The 12,160-nt window shown below is 50.2% G+C and carries 9 protein-coding genes; all 9 read left to right on the top strand.

Annotation, left to right across the window (positions count from 1 at the left end; genetic code table 11):
• The first annotated feature begins 22 nt into the window (after positions 1–22).
• The 9 genes from QUB52_RS00425 (at position 23) to pgmB (ending at position 12,145) form a co-directional block, all read left to right on the top strand.
• The gene (locus QUB52_RS00425) at positions 23–565 is read left to right on the top strand and encodes a DUF3122 domain-containing protein (RefSeq protein ID WP_265239928.1); all 543 of its coding nucleotides are present in this window, start codon (positions 23–25) and stop codon (positions 563–565) included.
• A 245-nt stretch (positions 566–810) separates the two neighbouring features.
• Positions 811–3,327, top strand: coding sequence for a magnesium-translocating P-type ATPase (gene mgtA / locus QUB52_RS00420; RefSeq protein WP_332972149.1), 2,517 nt, complete (start codon positions 811–813; stop codon positions 3,325–3,327).
• 504 nt (positions 3,328–3,831) lie between these two features.
• Positions 3,832–4,092 carry a rhodanese-like domain-containing protein gene (locus QUB52_RS00415; protein ID WP_265239977.1) on the top strand — a complete coding sequence of 87 codons (261 nt, stop codon included), beginning with the start codon at positions 3,832–3,834 and terminating at the stop codon, positions 4,090–4,092.
• A gap of 13 nt (positions 4,093–4,105) precedes the next feature.
• Complete coding sequence (locus QUB52_RS00410) at positions 4,106–6,490, top strand: phosphoketolase family protein (RefSeq protein ID WP_332972150.1); 2,385 nt, start codon at positions 4,106–4,108, stop codon at positions 6,488–6,490.
• A 107-nt stretch (positions 6,491–6,597) separates the two neighbouring features.
• Positions 6,598–7,071, top strand: coding sequence for an HPF/RaiA family ribosome-associated protein (locus tag QUB52_RS00405; protein ID WP_332967834.1), 474 nt, complete (start codon positions 6,598–6,600; stop codon positions 7,069–7,071).
• Between the two features lie 135 nt (positions 7,072–7,206).
• Positions 7,207–7,611, top strand: coding sequence for a hypothetical protein (locus QUB52_RS00400; protein WP_332967832.1), 405 nt, complete (start codon positions 7,207–7,209; stop codon positions 7,609–7,611).
• Between the two features lie 132 nt (positions 7,612–7,743).
• A complete protein-coding gene (locus QUB52_RS00395; RefSeq protein ID WP_332967830.1) occupies positions 7,744–8,106 on the top strand; it encodes an STAS/SEC14 domain-containing protein in 363 nt (120 codons plus the stop codon).
• Positions 8,107–8,145: 39 nt separating this feature from the next.
• Positions 8,146–9,174 (top strand): class I fructose-bisphosphate aldolase, encoded by a 1,029-nt coding sequence (locus tag QUB52_RS00390; protein ID WP_332972151.1) that lies wholly within the window; start codon positions 8,146–8,148, stop codon positions 9,172–9,174.
• Between the two features lie 67 nt (positions 9,175–9,241).
• Positions 9,242–12,145 (top strand): beta-phosphoglucomutase, encoded by a 2,904-nt coding sequence (gene pgmB, locus QUB52_RS00385; protein WP_332972153.1) that lies wholly within the window; start codon positions 9,242–9,244, stop codon positions 12,143–12,145.
• Positions 12,146–12,160: the final 15 nt, after the last annotated feature.

Below are 12,160 nucleotides of genomic sequence, written 5' to 3'. Positions count from 1 at the left end.
TTTTTCAAAGAGGGCAATATTTATGTTCGGACGTTTTGTTGGAAAAATAATTTCCCAGTTACTATTACTGGGAGCCTTGGTTTTAACTGTAGTTCTGGGGTTGGGAATATTTACTAATGCCCAGGCACTTGCAGAAATTACAGAACTGGAGGAAGCACCAAGCCAAATGGTTTACCAATCTCGGCAGAACCTCAAAGATCAGCATGGCAATAGCTGGCAGGCGATCGCTTTTAAAAGGATTTCTCCTAATGGCCAAATGACTTTTGAACTGCGTTTAGTAGGTTTCCCAGGTGTGGCAAAAATTGACCGTAGTAAACCCTTATTGTTGACTAATTCAATGGGTAAAACACTGAGTGCTAATGATACCTCCAGCCTTATTTTTACTGATTTGTCTGCTCCCGAATCTAATGTAGGTCAGTATGATATTCAGCCGTTGTTACCGGAGTTACAGCCAGAAAACCCCCTAAAGTTGACGCTATCAGCGATGGACGGTGAAGCGATTAATCTATCAGTTCCACCACTTTTTCTGCAAGAGTGGCAAACCATTTTTTCTTCAGGAAATTAGGTTCGGTTGATAAGTTGCTGGCAAAGTTGAAGTAGCCGTAGGGTGCGTCGCCGTTGACAATCCCTAAGTTTCACAAACAATCTCACAGATCCGCACCTGATCAACAGGGCCCAGATAGGGAGCATCTCACTGTAAAAAAATACTTTTTTTTACAGTGCGAGCGTCCAGATACAGCCCTCGGTTTCACTTCGCCCAACACTTTTTTTGTAGCAAGAATTTGTATAAATCATATTAAATAACAAATAATGAATTCACAACTTTCGATGTTTTGGAGCTTACCTGCCGATCGGGTGCTGGCTCAGGTGAAGTCTACAACCGCAGGTTTAAGCAGCCAGGATGCTAAACAACACCTGAGCGAATACGGCGCGAACAGCCTGAAACAGAAACAGCAATCGAACTCACTGACGCTGTTGCTCAACCAGTTCAAAAGTCCGATTATTTTGATTCTGATTTTTGCCGCTGTGCTGTCGATCTTTCTGAAAGATGCGGCAGATGCGATCATCATTTTGGCGATCGTCCTAATTAGCGGCTTACTAGGATTTTGGCAAGAAAGGGGAGCGACAAATGCTGTTGAGAAACTCCTGGCTTTGGTGCAAGTGAAAGCAACGGTTGTGCGTGACGGTAAATCTCAAGAAATTCCCAATGAGGACGTGGTTCCGGGTGACATTGTGTTGCTTAACGCTGGCGATAGTATTCCCGGTGACTGCCTGATTTTAGAGTCGAAAGATTTGTCGGTGAATGAAGCGGCGCTGACTGGAGAAACTTACCCGGCTGACAAACTCAGCGGCGTTTTGCCCGCTGAAACCGATTTGGGTAAGCGCACTAACATCCTTTATATGGGAACTAATGTTATTAGCGGTACTGGCAAAGCAGTGGTGGTGCATACCGGAAAGGAAACTGAGTTTGGTAAGGTATCGGAACGATTGAAACTTAGGCCGCCGGAAACCGAATTTGAACAGGGACTCAGCAAGTTTGGTTACTTTCTGATGGAGGTGACGCTGATTCTGGTTGTCCTAATCTTTGCCGCCAATGTTTACCTGAAACGCCCGGTTTTGGAATCATTTCTATTTTCCCTAGCGCTGGCGGTTGGCCTGACTCCTCAACTTCTGCCCGCCATTGTCAGCCTCAATTTGTCTCGCGGCGCTAAGCAAATGGCTAACAAGCAGGTGATTGTAAAGCGGTTGGCTGCGATCGAGAATTTTGGCAGTATGAACGTGTTTTGTACGGATAAGACGGGCACGCTGACGGAAGGGGAGGTGAAAATTCACTCGGCGGTTGATGTGGATGGCAAGGAGAGCGATCGGGTTTTGCTCTATGCTTATTTGAATGCTGCGTCTGAATCTGGTTACGCGAATCCGATCGATCTAGCCATCCGCCAGCACAAGACATTCGACATCTCAGGCTATCAAAAGCTCGATGAAGTGCCCTACGATTTCAACCGCAAACGCTTAAGCATCCTGTTTAAACAAGAGAATACGCATCTAATTGTCACCAAAGGAGCGCTCAAGAATATTCTGGATGTCTGCTCAAAGGTAGAGACTGGTGACGGAATTGCGATCGACATTGCGCCACAACAGGACAAGATTCAACAACGCGCTGAAGAATTGGGCAGCAAGGGATTTCGAGTATTGGGAGTTGCTTACCGCAATTTTGAAACCGATTCCTTCAGCAAAGACGATGAAACGAACATGACATTTATGGGCTATCTGGCGCTGTTCGATCCGCCGAAACCAGGCATTGCTGACACCCTCAAAGATTTGGTAGCCCTGGGAATCACCCCGAAGATGATTACGGGCGATAGTCGGGCTGTGGCGATCAGTATCATTCAACAGGTAGGACTACCCGAACCAAAGGTTTTGACTGGTTCCCAACTGCAAAAACTCAGTGATGAAGCACTACTTCATCGTGTTGGAGAAACCAATGTCTTTGCTGAAGTTGAGCCGAATCAAAAAGAGCGGATTATCATCGCGCTGAAAAAAGCAGGGAATGTGGTTGGCTATTTAGGAGATGGCATTAACGATGCTTCTGCGCTTCATGCTGCGGATGTGGGCATTTCCGTTGAGAGTGCGGTTGATGTGGCGAAGGAAGCAGCCGACATTGTGCTGATGGAAAAAGACCTAAATGTTTTGGTTGAGGGTGTGAAGGAAGGACGGGTAACGTTTGCTAATACGCTTAAATACGTGTTTATGGCAACGAGCGCTAATTTCGGCAATATGTTCAGCATGGCAGGTATTTCTCTGTTTTTACCGTTTTTGCCGCTACTGCCCAGTCAGATTTTACTCACAAATCTATTGACTGATTTTCCTGAAATGACGATCGCCACCGATCGCGTAGACAGGGAATTGGTAAACAAACCCCGCCGCATGGATATCAAGTTCATCCGCAAATTTATGTTGGTGTTTGGTTTACTCAGTTCTGTCTTTGATTACCTCACATTTGCAGTATTGATATTTCTGCTGCACGCCAACCCCGCGCAATTTAGAACTGGTTGGTTTATGGAATCGGTGATTTCTGCATCCATAATTGTGTTGGTGATTCGGACGCGGCAATCGATTCTCACAAGCAAGCCGGGAAAGTATTTGTTGATGTCAACGATCGCGATCGTCATGATCGCACTCTTCCTTCCCTATACTCCGGTTGCAAGTTTACTGGGATTCCAATCCTTGCCGCTCGAATTCCTGTTGGTGCTAGCGGCAATTGTCGGACTTTACATCCTCAGTGCAGAAACTGTTAAACGAGTTTTCTATCAACACGTACAATAGACTTGGATTGCATATTTTTTTGATTGATAGATCGATCGCATATAAAAGGCATATCAACACAGATTAACCTGCATCACAGGGGATTTAAGCCCCCACCTTTAGGTGGATTGTTTTTAGGCAGGGGATTTAAGCTCCTGCCTAAAAACTTCGCACTCAACTGTCAACCGTCAACTGTCAACTGTCAACTGTTAACTGACTGCTGAGACACAATTTATGTCAACTAAACCTGAAAGATAGTAACAGTATACTGTTGGAGGATTCCCCTCGATAATTCTCTCTAATCTCCCTTAAAAATGCAGGGATTCGAGTATTTTTAAAGTCCACTTCTTTAGGAGGATACGAGGGGATTGGGACTCAGTTATAAAAGAGAGATATAACAACCACTAAGGTATTTATTACCTAATGTCTTTAATAAGCTGCAAGAAATAAATTTAGACAATATTTTGGGGATTTTTACTAAGTCTTTGTGTTTTATTTACCCTGGGGCAAAACTCAGTTTTGGCAGTGCCTTTCGCCAAAACTGGCGTGATTGCTCAAGAGAGTCCAGCAATCTCTGAAGTCGCTGTGAATCTGGAATCGGAGGTCGATCGCTTTCTCACGTCGCTTCCACCAGGCTATTTCACGATCGCCAATGTTGCAAGATTGAAAATCCGATTAAAAAATCCTCAAACCGTATTGGTAGATGTGCGAGAACCCTCTGAATATAAGTCGGGACATATCCCTAACGCGCTCCATTGTCCGTATCCTCAATCTCGGTTCACATAAGAACCTTTAAACCATGACACTCAAAATGCTTTCCCGCACACTTTCCCCGACATTACTTCATAACATTGATGCTTACTGGCGTGCCGCAAACTATTTGTCTGTTGGACAGATATACCTCTACGACAACCCGCTGCTAAAGGAGCCGCTGAAACTTTCCCACGTCAAACCGCTAGTCGTCGGACATTGGGGTACAACACCGGGGCAGAACTTCATCTATGTGCATTTGAATCGGGTGATTAAGAAGTATGACTTGGATATGTTCTACATTGCCGGGCCCGGTCACGGTGGCCCTGCGATCGTAGGCAATGTTTACCTCGAAGGCACCTGGAGCGAGATTTATCCGAACGTCACTCAGGACGAAGCTGGGCTCAAAAAGCTGTTCAAGCAATTCTCATTCCCCGGTGGGATTTCCAGCCATGTTGCGCCGACAACGCCGGGGTCAATTCATGAAGGCGGTGAACTAGGATACTCGCTCAGTCATGCCTTCGGAGCAGCCTTCGACAATCCCGATCTCATTGTCGCCTGCGTCATTGGCGATGGTGAAGCGGAGACGGGGCCTCTGGCGACCGCTTGGCAATCCAACAAGTTGCTCAACCCAATTACTGACGGTGCCGTGCTGCCGATTCTGCACTTGAATGGCTACAAGATTAACAACCCGACCGTCCTCGCTCGCATTGAGCCTGAAGAATTGGAGCAATTTCTCCGAGGCTGCGGCTGGACACCCTACTTTGTGGAAGGCGACGAGCCGGAAAAGATGCACGAACTGATGGCTAGCACGTTGGATCGCGCGATCGAGGATATCCGGCAAAATCAAAGCAATGCGCGAAACCAGAACAACGCAACTCGACCGCGCTGGCCGGTGATCGTCCTCAAGTCTCCCAAGGGTTGGACGGGACCGAAAGTCGTCGATGGCTTGCAAATCGAGGGCACATCGCGATCGCATCAAGTGCCACTGTTAGTAGATGCCGAGCATCCCGATCATGTCCAGCAGTTGGAACGCTGGATGAAAAGCTACAAAGCAGAAGAACTGTTCGATGAAACCGGACGCCTGCTGCCGGAATTGGCAGAATTAGCTCCGCAGGGCGATCGACGAATGGGCGCAAATCCTCACGCTAACGGTGGTTTGCTGCTGCGTGACCTGCATCTGCCAGACTTCCGCAACTACGCGGTGACAGTGCCTACGCCCGGTGCTGTTGACGGTCAGGATACGCTCGTGCTCGGCAAGTTCTTGCGAGATGTAGCCAAGCTGAATCAGGAACAGCGGAATTTTCGCATCTTCGGGCCTGATGAAACGCTCTCGAATCTTTTGGGTGCAGTGTTTGAAGTTACGAATCGACAGTGGGACGCACGAGAACAACGCAATGATGAGTTTCTCGCGCCCGATGGACGGGTGCTGGACTCAATGCTGAGTGAGCATCAGTGCGAGGGTTGGTTAGAAGGCTATCTGCTGACCGGGCGGCACGGGCTATTCAATAGCTATGAAGCGTTCATTCGCATTGTGGATTCAATGTTTAGCCAGCACGCCAAATGGCTGAAGGTCACGGCGGAACTCCCCTGGAGACGACCGATCGCATCGCTCAACTATCTACTCGCCTCCCATGTCTGGCAACAGGATCACAACGGCTTCACGCACCAAGACCCCGGTTTTATCGACCATGTAATCAACAAGAAAGCCGATATCGTGCGGGTGTATCTGCCAGCCGATGGCAACTGCTTGCTGTCAGTCTTCGATCACTGTTTGCGGAGTCGCCACTACGTGAATGTGGTGGTAGCTGGTAAACACGCCCTGCCGCAATGGCTGACGATGGACGAAGCGGTTATCCATTGCACCGAAGGCATCGGGATTTGGCAATGGGCAAGCAATGACCAGGACTCTGAACCGGACGTAGTGATGGCTTGCTGTGGCGATACGCCGACGCTAGAGATTTTGGCGGCGGTTTCGATTCTGCGCGAACATCTCCCCGATCTGAAAATCCGGGTTGTTAATGTGGTCGATCTGATGAAGTTGCAGTCTGCCAGCGAACACCCCCACGGACTGAATGAAGCGGACTACGACTCGCTTTTTACAACAGACAAACACATCATCTTTGGCTTTCATGGCTACCCCTGGCTGGTACACCGACTAACCTACCGCCGTACCAATCACAACCTCCACGTCCGGGGCTACAAGGAAGAGGGCACGATCACGACACCCTTTGATATGCGGGTGCAAAATGACCTCGATCGCTTTCATCTCGTGCAAGACGCGATCGATCGTCTGCCACATTTGGGTGCTAAGGGAGCTTACCTGAAGCAGATGATGCAGGACAAGCTGATTGAGCACAAGCTGTACATTAACCAGCATGGCCAGGATCTGCCGGAAATCCGTGACTGGAAATGGAGTGCAGGTGCAACGTAGAAAGGGAAATTGCTGATGGAAAAAACGCCTGTACCTAATTGAAACGAGGCTGCATGAGTCCCAAATGCCCATTCAATTCAAAGAAGAAAACGGCGGGAAGATTCTGCTTGTTCACGCAAGCGGCAATCCGATACTTCGATCGCACCAACACTCGCTCTTGGCGCGGCAGTAGTTGGACGAACCACAGAAAGATGAAGAAGGCCAATCACCCTCACACTCTTAAGAGCACTATGCAAGTCCAAATCAGAACTGACCACAACATCGAAGGTCATGAGGCACTAGCCGATCGGATCAGTAGCGTCATCAAGGATGCTCTGAACCGAGTCAGCGATCGCATCACTTCCGTCGATGTTCACCTAAGTAATCAGAACAGCGATCGTCACGAAGATGGCAATGACAGTATGCGCTGCATGATCGAAGCCCGCCTCGAAGGACATCAACCCCTTGCAGTCACCGATCAAGCCGCCACACTTGACCAAGCCGTTGACGGTGCTACCGACAAACTGACCCACCTGATCGATCGCACTCTGGGACGGCTAGAGCATCAACAAAGTCACCGGACTGACCCACCTCTATCGTGAGCGTCCTAGTCCTGAATTAAGCCTACTCTTAGCATTACCAGCCTCGAATTATCCAGGCTTTCAGTGATTCAAAATGGCTTATTTCAGTGACACTCAGCTTTTTAGATGACTTGAATAAACAAAGGAGAATGATTAATGAGTACACAAGTAGGACTGTGGATTGACCATCGCAAGGCTGCGATCGTATCTTTGACCGAGAAAGGAGAAGAGACTAGCGAGATCCTCTCGGAAGTAGAAAAACAACTACGACGATCGGGCGATTCACCCATGAAAGGATCTTATGAAGCACAGAAGGTACCCGCCGACAATAGCCGTCAGCGGGCACGTACAGGAGAACTCAATACTTACTATGACGAGGTTATTTCTCATGTTCGCGATGCCGACTCGATTCTGATAATGGGGCCCGGTGCCGCCAAGAATGAACTGCAAAAGCGGATGGAAGAAAATCGGCTTGGTGCCAAGGTGGTCGGGGTTGAAACGGTTGATAATCTGACCGAACCTCAGCTCGTAGCCAAGGTTCGACAGCACTTTAACGCATAGCTTGCAGGAAAGCCGAGTTAAGTAGTTGTGCAAAATTAATTACACAGGATTTCGCCTGAAACCCTTACAAGCATAAAGAGTCTTTATGTAATTAATTTTGTTCGGTTACTTAGGCGCACAAAGGAGTCCCAAATGCCCATTCAATTCAAAGAAGAAAATGGCGGAAAACTGCTCGTTGTTCACGTTAACGGAAAGCTAATTAAGGCAGATTACGAGCACTTTGTGCCCGAGTTCGATCGCCTCATCCAGAAGCATGGAAAGTTGCGCCTGTTATTCGATATGACCGACTTCCACGGCTGGGAAGCCAGTGCCATGTGGGAAGACCTCAAATTCGGCATTCAACACTTCGCCGACATCGAGCGGCTGGCGATGGTTGGGGTAACCAAATGGCAGCAAGGTATGGCAACGTTCTGCAAGCCGTTTACAAAAGCGACGATCCACTACTTCGATCGCACCAACTCGCTCTTGGCGCGGCAGTGGTTGGACGAAGCATAGCGACGGGAAATCCGCAACTGGAGATGGAGTAAATCCCAAATGAATGTCCAAAAGCTTATAGACACTGCCAAAATGCTAGTCGCCAATGACAAGGGACTGCTAGCAATGGATGAGAGCAATCCCACCTGCAACAAACGCTTTGCCAAATTGGGTATTCCGCAAACAGAGGAGTTCCGACGCGCCTATCGAGAGTTACTGATCACCACGCCCGGTCTCGGCGAGTTCATCAGTGGCGCGATCCTCTACGACGAAACGATCCGCCAGCAAAAAAAAGATGGTACGCCCTTTGTGCAAGTCATCACCGAAGCGGGAATCATTCCTGGTATCAAAGTGGATATTGGAGCTAAGGATATGGCAGGTCATCCGGGCGAAACCATTACCGAGGGTCTGGATGGCTTGCGCGATCGCCTCCAAGAATATGCTCAAATGGGCGCTCGTTTTGCTAAGTGGCGGGCGGTGCTGACGATCGGCACTGACATTCCCAGCCAAGGCTGCATCGAAGCAAACGCACAGGCATTAGCTCGCTATGCGGTGTTGTGCCAGGAAGCTGGACTGGTTCCCATTGTGGAGCCAGAGGTATTGATGGCGGGTGATCATACCCGGTCGCAATGTGGCGAAGTGACGGCGAAAGTCCTGCAAACTGTCTTCCAACAGCTTTACACCCAACGGGTGATGCTGGAGGGCATGATCCTCAAACCCAACATGGTGCTGCCGGGATTGACCTGTCCCCAGCAAGCATCGGTGGAGGAGGTTGCGGAGGACACGGTGCAGTGTTTGTTGCGATCAGTTCCCGCTGCTGTTCCGGGGATTGCATTTTTGTCGGGTGGTCAATCCTGTGAACTGGCATCGGCTCGTTTGAATGCCATGAATCTGAGATTCAAAGCGCGATCGCCTTGGGCATTGACGTTTTCCTATGCCCGCGCCATCCAGCAGCCCGCGTTGGAACTTTGGCACGGCAAGGAGTCCAACGTGTTGGCGGCACAACAGGCACTGCTGCATCGAGCCAAGTGTAATGGGGCGGCGCGTCAGGGCGAATACAAGACAGCGATGGAAAGGACGGCAGCATGAAACCAAACCCCCTGCGCCATTTCGGGATCGTTGCCCCCATGTTCAGCCAACCTCACTCCCTAACCTTATGAACATTCCAGCCCCCTCTCGTGATTTGACTTACACAGATTGGACGCTGCGTGAAGCTCAATTTGATCCAGAGCAGTTGTGTGCTAGAGAAACCGTCTTTACGATCGGCAACGGTTATTTAGGGACGCGGGGCAGTTTTGAGGAAGGATACCCAGAGGCTTCGCCAGCCACCTTAATTCATGGGGTTTATGACGATGTGCCCGTGATCTATACCGAGTTGGCAAACTGTCCTGACTGGCTATCTTTGACGATCGCTCTTGACGGAGAACGGTTTCGGCTCGATCGCGGCAAAATCCTCCACTACGAACGGCAGCTTGACTTACATCATGGGCTGTTGAGCCGCTCAGTGCGCTGGCGTAGTCCCACTGGCAAGACGTTGGATTTAAAGTTTGAGCGCTTTGCTAGTCTGGACGATCGGCACGTATTAGGACTGTGCTGTCAAATCACACCGATCGACTTTAGCGGCACGATCGAGGTACAGTCCAGCCTCAATGGTTATCCTGACACCCAAGGCTTTAACCACTGGGAGCAGATCGATTCGGGACAGATCGAACAAGGGACAGGGCGGGGCGTTTGGCTACAGGTACGCACCCGCAGGTCTCACATTGATCTCAGTATGGCGTTCAAACTAGCGGTGATCGGGGCTGATGCCTCTTTTCAGGTGACAAATGCTCGCGGTGACTCTACCGTATTGAGCGTCTTCAGTGCGATCGCGGGACAGACTATCAGCATTGAAAAGGTCGCGACAGTGTTTACGTCCCAGGATGTTGAGATCCCACTGCAAGCAGCCCAGGACAAACTGGCGAATCTGCCAGCATACAGGGTGCTCCTTGATGCTCATCGGCGGGCGTGGGATGCCGTTTGGGAACACAGCGATATTGAGATCGAGGGCGATCGCACGGCTCAGTTGGCAGTGCGCTACAACATATTTCAACTCCTGATCAGCGCCTCCTCTCACAACGATCGAGTCAGCGTTCCGGCTAAAACGCTGTCTGGGTTTGGCTACCGAGGGCATATTTTTTGGGATACCGAAATTTTCATCCTGCCCTTTTTTACTTTTACGCAGCCTGCGATCGCCCGCAACTTGCTCACCTATCGCTATCACACCCTGGAGGGCGCACGTCGCAAAGCCGCCCATAGTGGCTACAAGGGCGCAATGTTTGCCTGGGAAAGTGCCACCACTGGCGATGAGGTAACGCCCCAAACGTCGATATCGACCGACCCCTATGCAGAAGTAGTCCGCATCTGGTGTCGCGATCGCGAAATTCATCTGAGTGCTGACATTGCATTAGCTGTCTGGCACTACTGGCAGGCAACGAGCGACGATAACTGGCTGCGCGACTATGGCGCTGAAATCATCCTCGACACGGCGCTGTTCTGGATGAGCCGGCTGGAGTGGCACGCCGAGCAGGAACGGTTTGAACTGTGCGGGGTGATTGGAGCGGATGAATACCATGAGCGAGTCAATAACAATGCCTTCACCAATCGGATGGTGCAGTGGCATCTCGAAAAGGCTATAGCTGTCTACGACTGGCTACAACAGACGTTTCCAGATCGGGCAACTGCACTGGCACAAGAACTGCAACTCACCGCAGAGCAGCGGCGGCTGTGGCAGACAATGATTGACAAGCTGTATATTCCTCACGATGCCGAAACAGGTCTAATCGAGCAGTTTGAGGGGTTTTTCAAGCTTCAAGATATCGATTTGAGCAAGTACGAGCCCCGCGATCGCTCGATGCAAGCAATTCTCGGTATTGACGCCACAAATCAGCGGCAGGTACTCAAGCAGCCCGATGTGTTGATGCTCCTCTACTTGATGCGAGACACGCAAGCTCTCCCGGATTATTGTAATGTGCTGCAAAAAAACTGGGACTACTACGCGCCCCGCACAGACAGCACCTACGGATCGTCCCTGACACCCGCCATTCACGCGAGCCTCGCCGCCAATTTAGGTGACGTAGAAGAAGCCTACAAGCATTTGATGCAGGCTGCGATGGTCGATCTTGATGATAATCGCGGCAATACCATAGATGGTATTCATGGGGCTTCCGCAGGCGGAGTTTGGCAAGCTGTGGTGTTTGGCTTTGGCGGCATTCAACTGAAAGACAGTGGCCCCGTTGCCACACCGCACCTCCCTCCCACCTGGACTCGTCTCAAATTCAAGCTGAACTGGCGCGGCACTTGGCACTGCTTCGATCTAGTGCCGTCGCAGGCTCATGGATCTGACGATCACGCGACTGACATTCAGGGGTTCATTTTCGACCTTGACGGGGTTCTGACAGACACGGCTGAATTTCATTACCGTGCTTGGCAGAAACTGGCTGACGAAGAGCATCTGCCCTTTAACCGAAAGGCAAATGAGGCACTGCGAGGTGTCGCTCGACGCAAATCTTTGATGCTGATTATAGGCGATCGCCCGTACTCTGAAGCCCAGATCCAGGAAATGATGGAGCGCAAAAATCGCTACTATGTGGCATCGATCCAAACCATCACACCGCAGAATCTTTTGCCAGGAGCGATCGCGCTTTTGGACGAACTGAGGCAAGCGGGTATGAAAATTGCGATCGGATCTGCCAGCAAGAATGCCAAAGCTGTGATTGAGAAGTTGGGGATTGCCGAGCACGTCGATGCGATCGCAGATGGCTACAGCGTCGATCGTCCTAAGCCAGCCCCTGACATTTTTCTGTACGCCGCAACTCAGTTAGGACTTGCTCCAGCTCACTGTGTGGTGGTGGAAGATGCCCCGGTTGGTGTTGCCGCTGCGATCGCTGCTGGTATGGGGTCGATCGGCATCGGTTCTCCCAGTCGTGTTGGTGCTGCCAATCTCGTTCTACCCAACCTGATCGGGGTTCACCTGACCGAACTGCAAACCAAATTAGATCATAGAGCGTTAAAAGTATGACAAAACGCTGCAAGA

It is taken from the genome of Microcoleus sp. A6-C6, assembly GCF_036705955.1.
Lineage (GTDB): Bacteria > Cyanobacteriota > Cyanobacteriia > Cyanobacteriales > Microcoleaceae > Microcoleus.
This window is presented reverse-complemented; position numbering and strand designations above follow the sequence as displayed.

Excerpts from the sequence above, each read along its gene's own strand:
- mgtA (WP_332972149.1), top strand. The coding sequence starts at position 811 with ATGAATTCACAACTTTCGATGTTTTGGAGCTTACCTGCCGATCGGGTG.
- QUB52_RS00395 (WP_332967830.1), top strand. The coding sequence starts at position 7,744 with ATGCCCATTCAATTCAAAGAAGAAAATGGCGGAAAACTGCTCGTTGTT.
- pgmB (WP_332972153.1), top strand. The coding sequence starts at position 9,242 with ATGAACATTCCAGCCCCCTCTCGTGATTTGACTTACACAGATTGGACG.
- QUB52_RS00410 (WP_332972150.1), top strand. The coding sequence starts at position 4,106 with ATGACACTCAAAATGCTTTCCCGCACACTTTCCCCGACATTACTTCAT.
- QUB52_RS00425 (WP_265239928.1), top strand. The coding sequence starts at position 23 with ATGTTCGGACGTTTTGTTGGAAAAATAATTTCCCAGTTACTATTACTG.
- QUB52_RS00400 (WP_332967832.1), top strand. The coding sequence starts at position 7,207 with ATGAGTACACAAGTAGGACTGTGGATTGACCATCGCAAGGCTGCGATC.
- QUB52_RS00390 (WP_332972151.1), top strand. The coding sequence starts at position 8,146 with ATGAATGTCCAAAAGCTTATAGACACTGCCAAAATGCTAGTCGCCAAT.